Raw genomic sequence first — 19315 nt, 5'->3', positions numbered from 1 at the left:
TTTCATTAGTTCTGTAAAACAGCTTTATTAATTATAAATTTAATTTTCAAATTATTTTAGAATGTTACTTTGTAGGGTTAAATTGCGACAATTTATACACGCTCAAATGAATAAAATATTTCCCATACTATTCCTTCTTTCTTTATCGTTAACCACTTATGCTCAAAACTTTAACTTCGGAGCAATTACCTACGACGATTACGAATTCGACAGAAAAAAATTAGACAGTAATGCAAATGCGATTGTTTTAAAAGAATTTGGTACTGCATCTATTCAACTAGACGATAATACAGGGAGGTTAGAACTGAATTTTGAATACCATGTAAAAATCAAAATTTACAATAAAGAAGGTTTTAAAGAAGCTAATATTGTTATTCCAACCTATAAAGATGAATCCAGCGAAGAGACGATCAGTGATTTAAAAGCTTCTACCTTTAATAATTTTGTAGAAACGGTTATGGACAAAAAAGCCATTTTTACCGAAAACCGGTCAAAATATACCAGATTGACCAAGTTTACCCTTCCAAACCTCAAAGAAGGCTCAATAATTGAATATAGTTACAAGTTAAAATCGCCTAACTTATTTAATTTCAGAACCTGGGAGTTTCAAGGCGACATTCCAAAGGTGATTAGCGAATATTTGGTTTATATCCCAGGCATTTACAACTATAACGTTTCTTTACGCGGATTTCAAAAACTGACTGATCAAAAATCAGAATTGAGCAAAGAATGTTTAAGGCTTTCAGGCGTTGCTATAGATTGCTCAAAAATTACCTACGTGATGAAAAATATTCCGGCATTTATTGAGGAAGATAACATGACCGCCCCGAGTAACTTCAAATCGGCCATCTATTTCGAGCTTTCGGATGTTCAGAATTTAAATGGTAGTAAAACGTCCTATACCAAAACGTGGAAAGATATTGATTATGAGCTGTCATCTTATAAAACATTGGGCGACCAGATGAAAAGGAAAGATGTTTTTAAAGACCTCATTCCAGAAATCACAAAAGGAACTGCTACCGATTTAGATAAAGCAAAAGCCGTTTATAATTACATCAAAAAACAGATCAAGTGGAATAATTATTACGGAAAATACTCAGAAGATAACATCAAAAAAGCACTGGAAAACAGATCGGGCAACATAGCCGATGTTAACCTAAGCTTAATTGCAGCACTTTCTGCAGCTGGTTTAGATGCAGAGGCTGTTATCCTTTCTACCCGTGATAACGGAACAGTAAACAAACTTTATCCGGTTATGAGTGATTTTAATTACCTGGTAGCTAAAGTAAATATTGCCGATAAAAGCTATTTATTGGACGCTACTGAACCACTTTTACCTTTTGGTTTGTTACCCCTACGGTGTATTAACGATCAAGGCAGGGTAATCAACTTAAAAAAACCATCTTACTGGATCGATTTAACGGCAAGCCAGAAAGCAACTACCAGTTATATCCTTATAGGGAAAATGACTACGGATGGAAAAATTATTGGTACTTTAACCACCCATACCATGGGTTATGCGGCATATAACAAACGTAAAGATATTCTACGTTACAGTTCTCCGGATGAATATGTAGAGAAATTGGATGAACGGTTAACCAGAATTAAGATCTTGGAACATCAAATTTCGAACCTGGATAGTGTAGAAAATTCTTTGATAGAAAAATATGAGGTAGAGTTTACCATAAACGATGGCACCATTAAAGACCAGTTTTATTTCAGCCCGTTTTTTATCAGTACCATTTCAAAAAATCCGTTTAATTTAAACGAACGTACCTACCCCGTTGATCTGGGCGCGGCATCCGATGAGCGGATTATCATCAATGTGCTTTTACCAGAAAAATATCAATTGCTGGAAAAACCAAAAGATATGGCCATAGCATTACCTAATGCTGGCGGAAGGTATTTATTGCAAACGGGTTTAGATGAAAACACCATTTCGATGAGTCAGATTTTACAGTTTAACAATGCTATTTATCAGCCGGAAGAATATCTTTTCTTAAAGGAATTCTATAGCAAAATCATCCAGAACCAGAAAACAGAATTTTTATTAAAACAGGCAAATTAAATGAGATTCCTATTCACCACGTTTTCCTTCCTTTTAGTTTCTGTAATAAGCTTTGCACAAGACAATTACGATGTTGATTTAATTCCTGCTAACCTCCGTAACCGCGCCAATGCCTGTATCCGTAATGAGGAAATAACTGTCGATATGCGCTCACCTGATAACGTAATGCTCAATGTAAAAAAAGCTATTACAGTTTTTAACCAAAATGGAGAAGATGAGGCCCGTTTGGCCATCTATTACGATAAAAATATTTCGATTAAAAGCATAAAGGGAGAAGTTTACAATAGTGTAGGCAAACTCACCAACAAGTTTTCTCAGAATGATTTTGCTGATATGAGTGCGGCCGATGGGTTCTCCTTATTTGTTGATAGCCGTGTAAAACATTATCTGCCATCGGTAAACCAATATCCTTACACCCTGGTTTACAATTATGAAATTAGAAATAAGCAAAATCTGATTATCCCCCATTGGAGCCCTAAACCAGCAGATGATGTTTCAGTGGAAAAAAGTACCTATATTTTTATTTGTAAGCCGACAGACCAGGTAAGAATTAAAACCAATAATTATAGCGGAACACCAGACGTTTTAACTGATGAGAAGCAGAAAAAAACAATCTGGAAAGTAAATAATATCATGGCCGTTAGAACTGAGCCCTACAGTCCTGCTCACGAAACTTATGCCACCAACATCCAGATTACACCGCAAGCATTCTATTATTACAACCACAAAGGCAGTTATACGGACTGGAAAGAGCTGGGTACATGGATTTATGACAATTTGTTGGCAGAGCGTAAAGCACTGCCAACTGCTACCATTGAATTGATAAAAGATCTGGTAAAAGACGAAAAAACAGACAAAGATAAAGCGCGTAAAATCTATCAGTATTTACAAGATAAAACCAGGTATATCAGCGTACAGATTGGTATCGGTGGTTTACAGCCCATTGCAGCAAGTGAAGTAGACCGTTTGGGCTATGGCGACTGTAAAGCTTTGGTAAATTATATGCAAAGCCTGCTCAATGCAGCAAATATAGATTCTTATTACTGTGTAGTATCAGCTGGTTCCGAAAAGAAAAGTATGGATCCAACCTACGCCAGTATGGTGCAAGGCAATCATATCATTCTATGTATGCCATTAAAGGGTGATACCACCTGGTTAGAATGCACGAACCAAAAAATTCCCTTCGGCTTTTTAAGCGATTTTACTGATGATAGACTGGTACTGGCCTGTACTGCCGATGGCGGAAAACTATTGCATACGCCAAAACTAACAACTGCAGAGAACCTGCAGATCCGCAAAGCAAACCTCATCATCGAAGCCGATGGAAACATAACCGGGAAAATGAATACGGTTTACGAGGGTTCACAATACGAAAATCAGGAAGAATTGATCGGCAAATCCATTACCGAACAACATAAACTACTTAAAGAAACCTACAATATTGATAATATAGATTTTGATGCAGTAGCCTTTGCACAGAAAAAGGATATGGCACCCAAATTAACGGAAGAAATTACCCTTAATATACGCAATTATGCGCCTGTTAATAGCAATAAAATGTTTTTACAGCTTAATGCCTTTAACATCAAAAAATCAATCCCCGAAATTAAAAACAGAATATTGCCTGTATACATTAACCGTGGTTATACCGATGAAGATACGATTGTATATACCCTACCTGATAATGTAGATACCAAATTAATTATCGGACAGGATAAAACATTTAAAAGCGATTTTGGGCAATATGTGTGTAAAATATCTGTGGAAGGCAAGAAATTAACCTACTATAGAAAGTTTATTTTGAACGATGGAACATTTCCTGCAGAAAAATATGCGGACTTCTCGAAATTTATTAACGCTGTAAATTCGGCTGATTATTTAAAACTTGCCCTTAGCTTAAAGAAATAGACGACTTCTTTAATAATTGGTAAAAATCTGCGCTTCTTTTTTGCCTAATCTGTGGGAAACAAAGCGCCCTTAGCTTAAAAAAATAATCCCGAGCCCAATACCAATGATCATGATCAGGTACATCAAAATTTCTGTTGAAGCAAATCTCTTATATTTGGTCCAGAAAGAGTAATCATTTTCTTCGTTTGGCATTTTACATTCTTTATGCAGCAAAAATAAGCAAATAGTTTTAATTATCGGGCTTGTAAGTGGTAATCTCCCGGGCCATCCCTTTAAATAAAACAATATGAAATGGCCACATGGCATACCAATACATTCTACCCCATAAACCCTTTGGTCTGAAAGTAGCGATTTGTGATAAAAAAGCTTTTCCATGAAACTCTACCAGCTTTAATTCAAGCCATGCCTCACCAGGTACTTTCATTTCAGCATATAGTAACAATCTTTTACTCTTTTTATCGGCAAGCAGTACACGCCAGAAATCGAGCACATCTCCTGCCTGTAAATCGATATTGCTGGTCCTGCCTCTTCTGGTACCTACCCCACCAAACATTTTATCTAAAAAGCCGCGCAAATGCCACAACCAATCCATGAAATACCAACCCCTATTCCCTCCAATACTCCAGATATTTTCAAATACCTCTTCCGCTTTGCGTTCAAAAGGCATTTTAACTTTATATTGTAAGGTTCCATTTTGTGGCACCTTAATCTGATCCATAAAATTAGAATTTAAATAACCCCGGTTCAGGGCATCTTTCCAGCTCGAAACAATAGAATTCTGGTCGATCTTTTCGAAAGCTAAGTGCAAAGCTTCTGCATAGCTTAAACATTTTATTGGTACAACTTCATGGATACGGTTATCTTTACATATTACTTCATTCTTCATGCTATCTACCAAACTACGGGCTAATGAATAAGGTACAGGCGTAATCATGTTCAACCATAAAGAAGATAGTCGCGGTGTTAGTACCGGAACAGTAATGATCCATCGTTTCAACCCACGTTCTTTAGCATAGCCCAAAAGCATTTGCCTGTAGGTTAGCACATCAGGTCCGCCGATATCGAAAGTTTGATCATAAGCTTTATCATTGTGCAGTACACCGATCAGATAAGCTAAAACATCGCGTATGCCAATTGGCTGACAGCGTGTTTCCACCCATTTGGGCGTAATCATGAAAGGAATTTTTTCAGTTAAATCTCTAATAATTTCAAATGAGGCACTTCCCGAACCGATAATAATAGCCGCTCTTAAAATGGTGCAGGCTTTTCCTGATGATTTAAGTTCTTCCTCTACCGCTAACCTTGATCCCAGATGTTTAGATAGATGTTCGTCATTGGCAATGCCAGTTAAATAAATAATCTGCCTGCAATTGGTTTTTCGTATGGCTGCCGAAAAGTTTTCGGAAGAAGCTTTCTCCATATCAGAAAAACCTGTTTGACTTGAAGACATGGAATGGACCAGGTAATATGCGGCATCAATATCTGTTGGAATTTCGTTTAAGCTTTCTGCATCGAGTAAATCACCTGTAATAACCTTCACCTGATCACTTAAATCAGAAGCTGAAACAAACCTGCGCTTATCCCTAACCATACAAACGATTTCATGCTTTTCTTCTAACAATAAAGGGATAAGTCTGGTGCCGATATAACCGTTCGCTCCGGTTAATAAAATTTTCATAATACAGGTTTAATACATAACACAAAATAAAAGCGATTGTTAGCGATATTCATTTTCAGCAGTTAAATTGAAATTCCTAAAAGCTATATGCTCATGCCTTAAGTCACAAGAATGTAAAACCAAATGTAATTGTAGCACTACAGAATTGATTTGGGCAACATTTAAGCAAAACAACCGTATAAATAACTCAACATCAAACTAAACCATACTGAATGAAGAAATACATCCTGGACATTGCTACGATTTTTTTAGTGGGCATGAGCATTGTCGGAACAAGTTGGAAAGCGATAGATCGACCCCAAACACAACAAGATACGATTAAAAATATAGCGGCAGACAGTCTGTACAATCAATACATCTTAAATATATACCACGAAATTCATTTAGATTCTGCAGGACTAAATGAACAGGTTTTCGAAAAGGCATTAACCGGGTTTTATAACATGAAATATTCTGGTTTATTACATGCTAAATCTATTTTAACAATTGCTGATTTCGATCAGGAAAGCACTAAAAAACGTTTATATATAATCGATTTAGCCTGTAAAAAGCTAATTTTAAACACTTGGGTAGCACACGGACAAAACAGTGGTGGCGATAAACCTTCATCTTTCTCAAATAACATCAACTCAAACCAGAGCAGTTTAGGCTTCTATTTAACCGGCGAGATTTATAATGGTAAGCATGGTCGTTCGCTCAAGTTGGATGGTATGGACCAAGGTTTTAACAGCAATGCCAGAGAACGATCAATTGTGGTTCATGGCGCCAGTTATGTAAGTCAAAAAAGCATTGATCAATTAGGTAGATTGGGCAGAAGCCAGGGTTGCCCTGCTGTTCCGGCTAAGCTCGCCGATCAGGTCATCAATACCATTTCAGACCGGACGGTGCTGTTTATCAATAATTCAGACCAGCAGTACAATTCATCATTTTTAAATGAAACACTTGCTGCAAGTGTTATACTAAATCAGGAACAGATTTTAGCAGCTCAAATGGATTAATGGTGCTTAATATTTTTGGCATTTAGTTTTTTCGGCAGGATCTTAATGAAAAGTGATTTGCTGCCTGCAAGCAAATCCCAAACCCAACGGTTGCTGTCCACATCTTTTTCACCACAATCTACAACCTCGGCACGCTTGAGCAGTTTTTCAACAAAATCCTGAATCCATCTTATTTGTACAATACGGTTAAAGTATAAACCCAGGTAATCGCAGTACACATGTACCAGGATTTCTACAATCAGTGAAGCATTGGAAATAGCAAGTGTTTTACCGAAATGCTGTTCATAATCGGCTTTAATTGTATTTACCAAAAGCTCGAACCGCTCAAGCCTTGCATCTGCTTTTCCCTCCAGATAAGCCCAAAGTTGAGCATTGCTGTACACACGGATTAATTGAGGCTCAAGTCCAACTTTAATTTTATTTCCTTTCAGTTCGTAAATTTTATCCATTCATTAAAATAATTGCAGCAGTTAGATGGCGATATTATTAAATTGTTAATCAATCCGATATAAAAATTAACGATTCAAGTGATGGACAAAGTTATCTGATAATTGTTTACACAAAATGAGTATTAAAAGGCATTGTGAGTAATTTTTTTAATCTGTTGCCGATATTTTAATCATCTTTGCGCTTGAGAAGATAAGCCCATTCATGAAGATTGTAATTGCAGAAAAGCCTTCTGTTGGTCGTGAACTTGCTAAAGTTTTCGGAGCAACCACCAGAAAAGATGGATACATTGAAGGTAAAGGATATTCTTTTACCTGGGCATTTGGGCATTTATTACAATTGGCTCCTCCTCAGGATTATGGTTTTATTGGCTGGAGGAAGCAACATTTACCCATGCTTCCACAAAAGTTCAAACTTGCTGTCAGGAAAATTAAAACGAAAGATGGTTTTGTTGAAGATCCGGCCGTTCGGAAACAATTAGATACGATAAAAAAACTTTTTGATGAGGCGAGCGAAATTATTGTAGCAACGGATGCGGGGCGTGAGGGTGAATTGATTTTCAGGTACATTTATTATTACCTGAAATGCAAAAAACCATTCAAACGCCTCTGGATCTCTTCGCAAACAGATGAAGCGATAAAAGATGGATTCAGAAATTTAAAACCCGGAACAGATTACGATACTTTATTTAATTCGGCCCATTGTCGCTCTGAATCGGATTGGCTGGTGGGAATGAATGCTACACAGGCATTAAGTATTTCTGCAGGCAATAGAACAGTCCTTTCGCTGGGACGCGTACAAACACCTACCCTCGCGATGATTTGTGCCCGTTTTTTAGAGATTAAAAATTTCGTTCCCCAAACCTATTACCAGATCAGCATTTTGCTGGCTAAAGATGAACAGGTTTTTAAGGCTATATCAACCTCCAACTATAAGGAAAAGAAAGAGGTAGAAAAGTTATTTGCGCTTGTAGAGGATGTGGCCTCTGGCTTTCCAACAGGTGGAAACATTACGGCTGTAGAAGCTAAGCCAAGAAAGGAACCCCCTCCGCTACTGCACGACTTAAGCAGCTTGCAGCAGGAAGCTAATAAGAAAAAAGGATATACTGCTGATCAAACACTTAATATCTTACAGAACCTGTATGAAAGCAAATTGGTTTCTTACCCGCGTACCGGATCTCGCTATATTGGCGATGATGTTTTTGCCGGCGTTCCGGATCTGATTGCAAAATTCACCGATCATGCTGATTTTGGAAAACAAGCACAGTTTCTGCAAACCATTGCTTTAAATAAACGAAGTGTTAACGCTAAAAAAGTAACCGATCACCATGCTGTTTTACCTACTGGCGAACAGGCGTATGGATTGAGTCCGGATAAACAAGCGGTATACGATATGCTTGTTGGGCGTATGATCGAGGCATTTCACCAGGAATGTATCAAAGAGTTAACCAAAATAACCATTCAATCAGGAGTTACTTTTGTAGCCAATGGAACGGTAATCCGTTCTGCAGGCTGGCGGGCTGTTTTTAACGACCCTGAAGATGATAAAAAAGATGAAGACAATGCAGCATTACCAAAAGTTGCTGCTGGCGAACAATTGCCTATTACCGAAAAATCGCTTTTAGAAAAACAGACTAAACCAAAGCCAATGTATAACGAGGCTTCGTTATTAAAAGCGCTTGAAACCTGCGGTAAAGAAATTGAAGACGAAGAATTACGTTATGCCATGAAAGATAGTGGCTTAGGTACACCGGCAACACGTGCTTCCATTATCGAAACGTTAATTACCAGAGAATATATTACAAGGGAAAAGCGAAATCTTGTCCCTACCAATAAAGGTTTGGCTGTTTACGAAGTAGTGAAGGATAAACAGATCGCGCAGGCTGAACTTACCGGACAATGGGAAAAAAGACTGGAAGAAATCCGTTCAGGTTCATCAGTAAAAGATTTTAAATCCGAAATTACAGAATACACCAAAACCATTACGCACGAACTGTTAATTGCAGGGGCAAGTATATCGGGCAAACTCGCAGAAGAAAAGAAACTGGAAAAGGTTTAGCGCCAAATTGCACAACACAGCATGTCAACCGGTATAAATTAACATTTCTGGCTATAAATCCATAAATTCCCAGGCGCTGTGGTAGGCATTCAGTTTTTCTGCATATTGGATAAACTCCGCATAAAAATTAGATTTCGATAAGGTAGCGCTATCGCCAATCACAACCAGCTTTTTCCTGGCCCTCGTCATGGCCACATTCATTCTCCTCGTATCCGATAAAAACCCTATACTTCCATCGCCATTACTCCTGGTCAGGCTGATATAAACTACATCACGTTCCTGTCCCTGGAAACTATCAATCGTATTTACCGCAATTTTATGCCGGTATGGAATTAAAATTTCATTTTCCTGAACCAGGGCATTTAATATCTGAACTTGCTGTTTATAAGGCGAAACAATTGCAATGGATGGAAAGGCATCTGTTGTAGAAATAGCGGATAAATTGCCAACCAGGTGCGTTAAATGTTTAACCAAAAATGCGGCTTCATCCGGATTGGTTGTACTGGTTCCATCTAATTTTTCGTCGAAACTACAGCCTGCTGTATCAATAAACTGAATCGGTTGATCGCCAGTAAATAATAAATGATCGGCAACAGACTGATGGGCTTTTAACGCATTTTTGTAAAATACCTGGGATGAATAACCCATAATATCTTTATTCATCCTGTATTGTTCGTTTAGCAACACAACTGATTCTGGATGAAGATTTACTGCTTTTTCTAATAAAGTATTACTTAAACCATTTCTGGCTGCTTCATTAGATTTTATAGTTGGCGAAAGTTGAAAATGGTCGCCAGCCAGTATTACTTTTTGCGCCTTTAAAATTGGTATCCAGCAAGCTGGTTCTAAGGCCTGTCCCGCCTCATCAATTACAATCGTATTATATTTTAAATTCCGAACGGTATAATGGTTAGCACCTACTAAAGTGGCAGTAATAATCTGTGCTTTGGTAAACAGATTATCCATAATATACTGCTCCGTTTTTTCTACTTCTTTTCCAATTTTATGTGCTTCATCAAACAGTGCCTTACGCTGGTCCCGTTCTGCTTTACCAAAACTCCGTTTATATTTATGGGCCATGTTTTTATATTCACTGGCCTGTTTTTTTAAAGCTTTAATGGTTTTCATCTCCGGATGATCGGCCATTTGATGATCAAGAGTAGCTGCAAGCAATCTTTCTGAAACCCTCGCCGGATTACCTACACGGATTACTTTTAATCCTTCAGCGGCTAACTTCTCTGTAAGTAAATCAACAGCAGTATTACTTGGCGCTACCACCAGGATTTTTTGATCGCTGTGTTTAATCAATGATTTTATAGCATGTACCAGTGTTGTCGTTTTTCCGGTGCCTGGCGGGCCATGAACCACAGCCAGATGATCGGCTGCTATAATTTTATTCACCGCTAATTGCTGCGAGTCGTTTAGTGTATTGGGAATGATAAATTTCTCTTCTCCCTGAAATGATGGTTTTTCTCCCGTCGTTAAAATACGGATCAGTTTATTTTCTGATTCATTTTCTGCCAGATGTGTGGCCTGTTTAAGGGCACTCTGCATTTCATCGTAACTGTTATTATCAAAAAGTAGATCTACACCGAGTTTGCCATCTCTGGTCCAATCTGGTAATTCATCAACACGGAAGCTGATTTTCATCCGGCTACCACTTTGATGCGTTATAATTCCCTCTATCCGATCTTCTTTGGCATCGTGATTAGAAAATAATACCACCGCAGAACCAAAACGGAACTGATGGGAAAAATCCTGATGGGTAGTTCTTTCCAGTTCAACGGTTAAATAATCGCCACGGCCTATTTCTGTATTCCTGATTGCAATAGGATACCAGGTCAGCCCCAGGGCCCTCCTATCTGCAGCCGAGGTATTTTCAGTAAGTTTTAGGTACGATTGTAAATCTTCGTTGCGTTCGGTATCAAGCAGATCCTGAAGTTTTTTGAAATATTCTTTTGGCAAGGTAGATGGGTTATTTGTGGAAATTAGTTAATTGTTGAATTGCTAAACTGATTAATTGTTGGATTGCTTGATTGTTAACTAAAAACTGCCAATTGTAAACTGATTAATTGATGGATTGTTCAGGAACTGAATATATTTTTGTTCATAAAGTTAATTCAAACGCTTAGCGCCATGCGCATGGCGCTACAGAACCAGCTCCTGATGCAACCTCAATAAAGTCTCTTCAGCATCATCACAAAATCCAGGGTGTACTTTTGAGCACTGCACTACCGTACTTCTAGTTGCGGTAAGCCACCTGAACCGGGAAGCCTGGTCATATTGACCAATTGGACCTGATCCTTTCGCAGACGTACTTATTCTCTCAAAAGCACATAAGTTCTCTTTTAGCTCTTCTAAATCTATCTCTGCAGAAAAAGCCTTTACTCTTTTCTCATCCAGGAAAAAAACACTTTTTAGAAATTTTTGCCTGGCGCAAAACAAAATAATGCCCACATTAATAAACTCTTCACGTTCTACCCTGGGCATTACGCGAATCACAGCATACTCAAATAAGAATTTCCCTTGCATGCTGTGCTTCTTTTAAAAATATAGTTGAATGAGCTAATCTGGTAGTAAGAAAATGCGTATAGGCATTACGGTGCTCTACCTTGCTTTCGAAGTTCGTTTCGCCTTCCAACCAGTCGTCAGGAATTAAATTAATAACAGATTCAATCTTCTCAGCATTAAGTAGTTTACTAAATTCTTCATTTACACTTTCCAGTTCAGTAGCCCATGGTAACAATACGTGGTCTTTTACCAAAAAGAAAGGTTTAATAGCCTGCTCTTCCCAATTTTGCCAGGAATGATGAAAATATAGTGCAGCACCGTGGTCGATTAGCCAAAGTTCCTTATGCCACACTAACATATTGGTGTTTCTGCAGGTACGGTCCATGTTGGTTAAAAAACAATCAAGCCATACAATCTGCGAGGCGAGTTTAGCGTCTACCGTAGTTACTGTTGGATCGAACGTTATTGCGCCAGATAAGTAGTGCAATGCCAAATTTAAACCCACACTGGCTTTTAGCAAATCCTGAATTTCTTCGTCGGGCTCTGTTCTCCCAAAAGCTTCATCTAAATTGGCAAAAACCAATTCAGGTACGCGCAAACCTAAATAACGGGCAATTTCGCCACCAATTAGTTCGGCAATTAAAGCCCTGGTACCCTGCCCTGCCCCTCTAAATTTCAGTACATATAAAAAGTTATCATCAGCCTCGGCAATGGCAGGCATAGAGCCTCCCTCGCGCAAAGGCGTAACGTATCTGGTTACATTTACCGTTCTAAGTTGTAAATCGTTCATATCTGCAGATAGAATAGCCATTTATTTTGGGCACAATTCTAAACTTGGTGCAAATTTAGCAGAATTCCAAAAATAAATTAGTCAAAGTTTAGTCGTAAAGATATTGGTAGGAGGTCTACAGATCAATCGTTAAAAATTGCCAGTTGTTTTTTGAAGCGCAATGTCAGTAACCATTATTAAGGGTTCAGTCCTGCTGTACATTACAATCCTTTTGGTTAAAATCATTAAATCAGACAATTCACCGATCATCCAAAAGGGATTTCCATTGCCATCAGGGCTACTGGGCACTAACAGTAGTTAAATTAAAATAATCTTGATATTGAATGATTACACAGATTCCAAATCATTTTAACCATACAAGAACACGCAACCTTACATGACCTTATATTTCTTATATGGTCAAGAATTTAATTTATTAAATAGTCTTCGACTACGCTCAGACTGACTAACGATTTTTCGGTTTTAAATAACCGAATCAATCGTGCCCCAAATAAGCAATGCCGGCAGGAGTTATCGCAGACGACCATTGCACCGATTCGCGGTTAATTTTAATCAGCCCCATGCTTTCCAACTCTTCATATTCTTCTTCCATGCCACCTAAAACTGAAGAGCTTACCTGTTGGTTAATTACCTCTAATAGAGATATAATTTCTGATCTTTCCATAAAATAATAATTAGCTATATTTTATTTAACATAAATATGATTAAAATGTTCATGGCTTGAGTAAACATTTTCAAGTGTTAAAGGTTGTATTTACTATGGAAACACACCTATATTATCTCTTTATTATGGCTTTGCCTGTAGCCTGCATCGCGTGGACAGTTACTAAAGAAGAGATTTTCAGGGAAGCACGTGAATTCTGCGTAAATCGCTCTAAAAACTGCAATCAACTGGTAAAAAGGAAATTTTTTTATGTATTTACATGCGAATACTGCTTTAGTCACTATGTAACCTTAATATTGCTCTTTATTACCAAATTCACATTGATTTATCCCGATTGGCGTGGCTATATTATTTCTTTTTTTTCGATAGTATGGATAGCAAACGTTTATATGAGCTTATACAATATCATCCGTATCGATTTGAAGAAGGAAAAAATCAAAGTCCAGAAAGAAGAATTAACACTCAATAATGATTGAAACCATTTGTAATAGGCGCTGTTTTTAAGGTATAACCCTGATATTATGCCATCATCAGTAATCAAATATTTTAGTTATGATGAAGCTACAAAAACACTAAAAATCATTTTTGTAACCGGCATGGTTTATCTGTACAAGAATGTTCCTGAAAAGATTTACAAGATGTTAAAGGCATCCGGATCAAAAGGAAGATATTTTAACAGCAACATTAAAGACAAATATAAATTCCAGAAACTGGAGGAAGAATAATATGCCCGAAGGCCCATCAATCGTAATATTAAAAGATTTAATCAAGGAACTTCATCTGGGTAAACCTGAAGTGCTGGAAGTGGCAGGTAATGTAAAAGATTTCGACAAAGATAGATTGCTCCATCAAAAGATCCAGGATTTTAAGAGTTGGGGTAAACATTTCCTGATCTGTTTTAACGATTTCACCATCCGCATTCATTTTATGCTATTTGGCAGTTATTTAATTAACGAGCGCAAAAAAACGCCATTAAAGCTGGGCCTGATCTTTAAAAAAGATGAATTAAATTTCTATACCTGCAAAGTTGACCTTTTGGAAGGAAACGTTAAAAAACATTACAATTGGGAAAACGATGTAATGGCTGATGAATGGAGCAGTAGCGCAGCTATTAAAACATTGAAAGAAAATCCCCAGGTAATGGTTTGCGATATATTGCTCGATCAGCAAATTTTTAGTGGAGTAGGTAATATTATTAAAAATGAGGTTTTATACCGTACCCGCATACATCCCCTGACCAAAATTGAAAATTTACCACCTGCAAAATTAAAGGCATTGGTTAAGGAGGCCAGGAATTATAGTTTCGATTTTTTAAAATGGAAAAAGGAAAATACATTAAGTAAACATTGGGAGATATACAATCAGAAAGCGTGCCCGCTTAAACACAAGATAGAGAAAAAGGAACTTGGCAAAACACATCGTCAGACTTACTTTTGCGAAAAATGCCAGAAACTATACCTCTAGCTAAAAAATATTTTTTAGTTTATTTTTTTTAGCGAAAAACATAAAACACTAAATATTAAGTATTTAAATTATAGTAAAACCTTTTACGATACCTCGAACTATAATCTTAAAGTAAAAGAAATATTAAATTTTAGGAATTTTCAAAAGTAGCCTTATATTTGTCCTCGAGAGCGTTAATTTAGATACGGGTATATGGCTTAGGCTGTATGCCCGTTTTTTGTTTTAGCTGTTGATGCATGTGCGATCACCTGATCTAAAGAGATTCTCAACCATGGTGTATAGGCATCTGGATTAACCTTAATATCTTTTGTTAAAGTATCCAGATCCACATACTTAAAAGATGCTACTTCGTCCAGGTTTATAACGGGTAATTTATCGCTCATGCCAAAAAAAACATGGTCTACCTCATGTTCCGTTAAGCCATTTTCAAATATTGCTTTATAAGTAAATTTAAACAAAAAGCTTAATTCGCAATCGATCCCCATTTCTTCCATCAACCTCCTCTTAGCCGCGTGCATATTACTTTCTCCAATCCGCTGATGACTGCAGCAGGTGTTCGTCCATAAACCCATCGAATGGTATTTGTGCAGTGCTCTTTGCTGCAGCAGCAGTTCGCATTTAGAATTAAAAATAAAAACAGAAAAAGCACGGTGTAACATACCTTTTTCATGAGCTTCCATCTTATCCATCTGCCCTCTGGGCACATCATCCAGGTCAACCAGAATAACTTGCTCTTCCATTTAAATTACATTTAACTTATTACGGATAATTGAATCAAACATCAAACCAACCTTATGGGTGTTCGAAATCCTGATCCGTTCAGTCATTATTTTTTCAGCACTTAAGCGCTTTATCTTTGCAAATAGTTTTTTATAATAGATGTATGATAAATATACGCCATTTCTGGAAGCAGCAGGCAATAGCTTAATACCGGTTAGTGCCATCGCAAATTCTAGTTCAATTTCTTTTTCGATTTCCCTTTTTTGATTATCACAAAACGCTGCCAAATTAACATTAGGAAAATAATTCCGGTTAAGTGCCTGATGGTCAGCTTTAACATCCCTTAAAAAATTAACCTTTTGAAATGCAGAACCTAATTTCATGGCATAAGGTTTCAACTGTTCATAACCTACATCGCTACCATAGGTAAAAACTTTTAGGCACATCAACCCTACTACTTCTGCAGAACCTAAAATGTATTCGTTGTAAAGTTCAGGAGTATATTTCTGTGTGGAAAGATCCATTTCCATACTTCTTAGAAAAAGAACAATCAGTTCCATATCTATCTGGTATTGATTCACAACCTTTTGAAATGAATTTAAGATAGGGTTTAAACTTATTCCCAGGTTAATGGCTTGGAAAGTATCCTCCTTAAATTTTGCTAATAAAAATTCCTTATCATAATGATGAAAGCTATCTACAATTTCATCTGCTAAACGTACAAAGCCGTAAATAGAATGTATAGGCTGGCGTAGTTCTTTACCAAGAAAATAAATTCCAAGCGAAAAGCTCGTACTATATGATTTAGTGGTAAGCCGGCTACAATCGGCAGATAGTTGATCAAAAATTTCTTTCATGTAAAACAGGGTATTCTATTGTTTTTTCAAATTCATCAAGCGTTTTAATCCAGTTGATGTGATCGATATGGTTTAGTTTGCCGATAACCTCACTATTTCCGGCAAGGTGGATTTTAGTGGCCGGGCATATTTCAGACAATTGATCGATATATTGTTGTGCTACAGACGCTAATTGGGATTTTATCATAAAAAGCAGAACATGGCCAACATTTAAGGTTGAAAATATTCGGCTAATCGAATCCAACGGAACTTTGCTACCTAAAAAAATAACCTGATGACCGTGCATCCGCAGCATATAATTGGCAAAAAGCAGCCCGATATCATGATCTTCGTCTTCCGGTAAAAAAAGCAGCCAACGCTGACCTGATTGCTGAGTTAAAGGAAGATTATTGACATGGGAAAATATTTTTTGACGGATAATATTTGATAAAAAATGCTCGTGCGCAGGACAAATATCGTCTTTTCGCCACATTAAACCCAGGCGTAATAACAAGGGATATATTATTTTCCGGTAACAGTCAGAAAGCCCGAATTGATCGATACATTGATCAATTAAATGATTAAAAGAGGACTCGTCAAAAGCCAGACCATACTTTATAAGTTGAGAAACATAATAATCATCTTGCTTATCATCAGCAGGACGAGAAAATTGTTGATCGAGAAGTTCATCAATCTGTTCATCTGAGAGACTGCAGATTTTAGAAATTTTTAAGCCGCTTTTATTTAAGGTTACAATGTTTAATAGTTTTACAAGCTGCTGATCATCATATAAACGCGTATTGCCTTGAGATCGCAATGGACTCAACGCATTATAACGCTGCTCCCAGATCCTGATGGTGTGAGAATGGATGCCCGAAAGCTGTTCAAGATCTGCAATGGAGTAAGTCATTATTTTGTTTAAATATATTCAATAAAACTTAAACAAAAAAGAGAAGAAAAAGTTTTTTACTCCATGTGTAGCAAATTTATGTTAAAGAACACCTCAGGTAAGGTAAATAGTTTAAAAACGAAGAATTGAACGCTTTGATTCGATGAGGTTGTAACAAAAACAAGTTTCCTTAAATTTTATCATATTGGGCTCTGCTTAGCTTGAAGAAATATTGAAATGAATTAGATGGCATTAAGACAGACCTTGAACAGCATGATCATTCTTTGTTCATGCCAGTAGCCTATGATAGACCCTGTTAAGAATAGTAAATTTCAATCTTAGGTTAAGCATAAATCAGAAGGCCGGGAAACAGTAAGTTAAAATAGCTTTTCGGTAAGTAATACGCCTTTCTCACCATTACCGGTTTCTATGGTATGAACATTTTTATAAGATTGGCTAAAGAAATCGTAGCCATGTTCTCTCTGTTTAATAGCTACTGTACTCAACGGATAATTTAAATTTGTTTGCATACATTGCAAACTACCATTGGCCAGCAAAAGAAAATCACAGTCGTAACCTTGTTCCTGCAGTTCGATAACCTTTTTTGTAATAGATACGTTTAATCTGTTGAGGTTGCGGATTCTATTTTCCATGGGATATTGTTTTAATAATTGAGGATAATTATTCTGTTATTAAATATATCTATAAATTAATACGTTTCAAAATATAATATATTATGATACAAGCAATTAAATATTTTTTTATTAAATTTTGACTTTGATTTTTGTACTATTACCTTCTTGCAAGCGTTTAGCCGCAACCTGTTCCCTAATTAAATGTTGCTGGTTAAACAAATATTTCAAAATAATATGGTTATAAAATGGAATAAGGAACTGTTTTAATAATTTTAATTAAAATTTTCAAATCATACATCATCTCAAAAAAAAGCTATTTTTCCTTGCCGAATGCATAAAAAATACATTGCAAACATGTTTTTTTTTCGTTTTACTGCCTGAAATTGTAATTTGCATCAACTAAACTATAAGAAATGTCGATAAGTTGTATTGCTATTGATGACGATCCTCATTCGCTAGAGAGCTTGACGGCATATATGGAAAAGCTGCCTGATTTAGAGCTTATCCAAATTTTCACTGAACCGCTCCAGGCCCTGACAGAAATATCGGCGTCTAACCCTGTTGATATTATTTTTATGGATATCGAGATGCCCTCACTATCCGGGATCGAACTTGCAAGCTTGTTAAGACAAAAAACCACATACCTCGTTTTCACTACTGCACACCCAAGGTATGCCATTGATGCCTTTAAAGTAGAGGCGGATGCTTATTTGCTTAAGCCCTATTCTATTTTACATTTAGCCAAAACGATAAATAACCTTTATCCAACCGGAAAAAAAGCAAAACATCCTTTTTCCATTTTAGACGATCATTTCTTTTATATCCCTTTACAAGGAGAAAACGGCGACCTGGTAAGAATAGATCTGAATGAGTTAATTGCTGTTGAGGAAATAGGATACGATATTCAGTTTAAAACTACAAAAAATGCTTTTTTGAGTTCGAAATCTAATTTTATCAAGACCTTGAAAATACTAAAAGAGCATTCCGCATTTATTCAGATTACCCCTTCTGTTGTAATTGCAAAACAGCATATCAAAAGTGTACTTAATAATAAAATACTGCTCTCGGGCGAAATATCTTTTACCATTTCAGACACCTTTACAGAACTTTTTGCAAACTTCATCAAGAACAATTTGCCGCAAGAAAGACCCGGTTCTGATTCCAGCATATAGTCTTTTATCGCCCATCATCAGCATTGCCAATTCATTTTAATGCATATTCAAAACATTACGTCCAGAACTTTGTATTAGGATAATCTATTTATTGTTTAATTGATTTATCTGTTTTGAAAAGAGTGCTGATTGTGGATGATGATCCAGATGTGTTAGAAGTTTTCCAGGAAGTATTAGAAACCGAACATTATAAAGTTTATCCACTACTTTCCCCACGGTATATTTTTAAAACGATAAGAGATTTTAGACCCGATCTGATCATTTTGGATATCATGTTAAATGGAATGGATGGCCGTGCCGTATTTAAAGAATTAAAATTAAATACTGAAACAGCGCATATACCAATTATAATGGCATCGGCGAGATATGATGAAAATTACATCGCATCACAAAAATACCACCCCGATGATTATTTAGAAAAACCTTTTAATATAGCAGATTTACTCAGAAAAGTAGATGCTTTAACCGAAAATTAAA

19 protein-coding genes are annotated in these 19315 nt (G+C 36.7%); 9 read left to right on the top strand and 10 right to left on the bottom strand.

From position 1 onward, the window contains the following. Positions 1–106 precede the first annotated feature (106 nt). Both ACUN24_RS15775 and ACUN24_RS15770 read left to right on the top strand, forming a co-directional pair. A complete protein-coding gene (locus tag ACUN24_RS15775) occupies positions 107–2068 on the top strand; it encodes a transglutaminase domain-containing protein (RefSeq protein ID WP_445563362.1) in 1962 nt (653 codons plus the stop codon). Then, positions 2069–3976 carry a DUF3857 domain-containing transglutaminase family protein gene (locus ACUN24_RS15770; protein WP_445563361.1) on the top strand — a complete coding sequence of 636 codons (1908 nt, stop codon included), beginning with the start codon at positions 2069–2071 and terminating at the stop codon, positions 3974–3976. A gap of 229 nt (positions 3977–4205) precedes the next feature. Here ACUN24_RS15770 and ACUN24_RS15765 read toward each other — a convergent pair whose 3' ends face one another. Next, positions 4206–5654, bottom strand: a complete 1449-nt coding sequence (locus ACUN24_RS15765; protein ID WP_445563360.1) for an SDR family oxidoreductase — start codon at positions 5652–5654, stop codon at positions 4206–4208. Between the two features lie 212 nt (positions 5655–5866). On the opposite strand from ACUN24_RS15765, the gene ACUN24_RS15760 reads away from it, so the two are divergent. Beyond that, positions 5867–6652, top strand: coding sequence for a murein L,D-transpeptidase catalytic domain family protein (locus ACUN24_RS15760; RefSeq protein ID WP_445563359.1), 786 nt, complete (start codon positions 5867–5869; stop codon positions 6650–6652). Here the strand turns inward: ACUN24_RS15760 and ACUN24_RS15755 are convergent. After that, the gene (locus ACUN24_RS15755; RefSeq protein WP_445563358.1) at positions 6649–7101 is read right to left on the bottom strand and encodes a hypothetical protein; all 453 of its coding nucleotides are present in this window, start codon (positions 7099–7101) and stop codon (positions 6649–6651) included. The genes ACUN24_RS15760 and ACUN24_RS15755 overlap by 4 nt on opposite strands. A gap of 202 nt (positions 7102–7303) precedes the next feature. On the opposite strand from ACUN24_RS15755, the gene topB reads away from it, so the two are divergent. Further along, positions 7304–9157 carry a DNA topoisomerase III gene (gene topB, locus ACUN24_RS15750; RefSeq protein WP_445563357.1) on the top strand — a complete coding sequence of 618 codons (1854 nt, stop codon included), beginning with the start codon at positions 7304–7306 and terminating at the stop codon, positions 9155–9157. A 51-nt stretch (positions 9158–9208) separates the two neighbouring features. On the opposite strand, the gene ACUN24_RS15745 is transcribed toward topB, so the two are convergent. The 4 genes from ACUN24_RS15745 to ACUN24_RS15730 all read right to left on the bottom strand — a co-directional run bounded on the left by ACUN24_RS15745 (position 9209) and on the right by ACUN24_RS15730 (position 13122). Continuing rightward, positions 9209–11122, bottom strand: coding sequence for an AAA domain-containing protein (locus tag ACUN24_RS15745; RefSeq protein ID WP_445563356.1), 1914 nt, complete (start codon positions 11120–11122; stop codon positions 9209–9211). Between the two features lie 183 nt (positions 11123–11305). Next, entirely contained in the window at positions 11306–11689 is a 384-nt protein-coding gene (locus tag ACUN24_RS15740; protein ID WP_121283321.1) for a DUF3037 domain-containing protein, read from the bottom strand. Next, positions 11667–12479: a HipA family kinase gene (locus tag ACUN24_RS15735; RefSeq protein ID WP_445563355.1), complete on the bottom strand. Its 813-nt coding sequence runs from the start codon at positions 12477–12479 to the stop codon at positions 11667–11669. Before ACUN24_RS15735 ends, ACUN24_RS15740 begins: the two co-directional genes overlap by 23 nt. Positions 12480–12933: 454 nt before the next feature. Beyond that, entirely contained in the window at positions 12934–13122 is a 189-nt protein-coding gene (locus tag ACUN24_RS15730) for a hypothetical protein (protein ID WP_090987306.1), read from the bottom strand. Between the two features lie 95 nt (positions 13123–13217). On the opposite strand from ACUN24_RS15730, the gene ACUN24_RS15725 reads away from it, so the two are divergent. The 3 genes from ACUN24_RS15725 to ACUN24_RS15715 are packed head-to-tail and all read left to right on the top strand — an operon-like array spanning position 13218 to position 14586. Beyond that, positions 13218–13598: a hypothetical protein gene (locus tag ACUN24_RS15725; protein WP_445563354.1), complete on the top strand. Its 381-nt coding sequence runs from the start codon at positions 13218–13220 to the stop codon at positions 13596–13598. Between the two features lie 45 nt (positions 13599–13643). Beyond that, a complete protein-coding gene (locus ACUN24_RS15720; protein WP_445563353.1) occupies positions 13644–13847 on the top strand; it encodes a KTSC domain-containing protein in 204 nt (67 codons plus the stop codon). Position 13848: 1 nt separating this feature from the next. Next, complete coding sequence (locus tag ACUN24_RS15715) at positions 13849–14586, top strand: DNA-formamidopyrimidine glycosylase family protein (RefSeq protein ID WP_445563352.1); 738 nt, start codon at positions 13849–13851, stop codon at positions 14584–14586. A gap of 197 nt (positions 14587–14783) precedes the next feature. Here the strand turns inward: ACUN24_RS15715 and idi are convergent, their stop codons facing one another. The 4 genes from idi to ACUN24_RS15695 form a co-directional block, all read right to left on the bottom strand. Continuing rightward, the gene (gene idi / locus ACUN24_RS15710) at positions 14784–15326 is read right to left on the bottom strand and encodes an isopentenyl-diphosphate Delta-isomerase (protein WP_445563351.1); all 543 of its coding nucleotides are present in this window, start codon (positions 15324–15326) and stop codon (positions 14784–14786) included. Further along, positions 15327–16163, bottom strand: a complete 837-nt coding sequence (locus tag ACUN24_RS15705; protein ID WP_445563350.1) for a phytoene/squalene synthase family protein — start codon at positions 16161–16163, stop codon at positions 15327–15329. Next, a complete protein-coding gene (locus ACUN24_RS15700) occupies positions 16147–17052 on the bottom strand; it encodes a MerR family transcriptional regulator (RefSeq protein ID WP_445563349.1) in 906 nt (301 codons plus the stop codon). Before ACUN24_RS15700 ends, ACUN24_RS15705 begins: the two co-directional genes overlap by 17 nt. Positions 17053–17408: 356 nt before the next feature. Continuing rightward, a complete protein-coding gene (locus ACUN24_RS15695; RefSeq protein WP_121283314.1) occupies positions 17409–17684 on the bottom strand; it encodes a hypothetical protein in 276 nt (91 codons plus the stop codon). 395 nt (positions 17685–18079) lie between these two features. Here ACUN24_RS15695 and ACUN24_RS15690 point away from each other — a divergent pair, with 395 nt between their 5' ends. Continuing rightward, positions 18080–18838: a LytR/AlgR family response regulator transcription factor gene (locus ACUN24_RS15690; RefSeq protein WP_445563348.1), complete on the top strand. Its 759-nt coding sequence runs from the start codon at positions 18080–18082 to the stop codon at positions 18836–18838. Between the two features lie 122 nt (positions 18839–18960). Beyond that, positions 18961–19314, top strand: coding sequence for a response regulator (locus ACUN24_RS15685; RefSeq protein ID WP_445565141.1), 354 nt, complete (start codon positions 18961–18963; stop codon positions 19312–19314). Position 19315: the final 1 nt, after the last annotated feature.

It is taken from the genome of Pedobacter sp. WC2501 (genome assembly GCF_052682415.1).
The sequence above is the reverse complement of the archived record's forward strand: the minus strand, read 5'-3'. Positions and strand labels throughout refer to the sequence as shown.

Bases quoted from the DNA above. Each gene is read 5' to 3' on its own strand.
- ACUN24_RS15775 (WP_445563362.1), top strand. From the start codon at position 107: ATGAATAAAATATTTCCCATACTATTCCTTCTTTCTTTATCGTTAACC.
- ACUN24_RS15770 (WP_445563361.1), top strand. From the start codon at position 2,069: ATGAGATTCCTATTCACCACGTTTTCCTTCCTTTTAGTTTCTGTAATA.
- ACUN24_RS15765 (WP_445563360.1), bottom strand. From the start codon at position 5,654: ATGAAAATTTTATTAACCGGAGCGAACGGTTATATCGGCACCAGACTT.
- ACUN24_RS15760 (WP_445563359.1), top strand. From the start codon at position 5,867: ATGAAGAAATACATCCTGGACATTGCTACGATTTTTTTAGTGGGCATG.
- ACUN24_RS15755 (WP_445563358.1), bottom strand. From the start codon at position 7,101: ATGGATAAAATTTACGAACTGAAAGGAAATAAAATTAAAGTTGGACTT.
- topB (WP_445563357.1), top strand. From the start codon at position 7,304: ATGAAGATTGTAATTGCAGAAAAGCCTTCTGTTGGTCGTGAACTTGCT.
- ACUN24_RS15740 (WP_121283321.1), bottom strand. From the start codon at position 11,689: ATGCAAGGGAAATTCTTATTTGAGTATGCTGTGATTCGCGTAATGCCC.
- ACUN24_RS15735 (WP_445563355.1), bottom strand. From the start codon at position 12,479: ATGGCTATTCTATCTGCAGATATGAACGATTTACAACTTAGAACGGTA.
- ACUN24_RS15730 (WP_090987306.1), bottom strand. From the start codon at position 13,122: ATGGAAAGATCAGAAATTATATCTCTATTAGAGGTAATTAACCAACAG.
- ACUN24_RS15725 (WP_445563354.1), top strand. From the start codon at position 13,218: ATGGAAACACACCTATATTATCTCTTTATTATGGCTTTGCCTGTAGCC.
- ACUN24_RS15720 (WP_445563353.1), top strand. From the start codon at position 13,644: ATGCCATCATCAGTAATCAAATATTTTAGTTATGATGAAGCTACAAAA.
- ACUN24_RS15715 (WP_445563352.1), top strand. From the start codon at position 13,849: ATGCCCGAAGGCCCATCAATCGTAATATTAAAAGATTTAATCAAGGAA.
- idi (WP_445563351.1), bottom strand. From the start codon at position 15,326: ATGGAAGAGCAAGTTATTCTGGTTGACCTGGATGATGTGCCCAGAGGG.
- ACUN24_RS15705 (WP_445563350.1), bottom strand. From the start codon at position 16,163: ATGAAAGAAATTTTTGATCAACTATCTGCCGATTGTAGCCGGCTTACC.
- ACUN24_RS15700 (WP_445563349.1), bottom strand. From the start codon at position 17,052: ATGACTTACTCCATTGCAGATCTTGAACAGCTTTCGGGCATCCATTCT.
- ACUN24_RS15695 (WP_121283314.1), bottom strand. From the start codon at position 17,684: ATGGAAAATAGAATCCGCAACCTCAACAGATTAAACGTATCTATTACA.
- ACUN24_RS15690 (WP_445563348.1), top strand. From the start codon at position 18,080: ATGTCGATAAGTTGTATTGCTATTGATGACGATCCTCATTCGCTAGAG.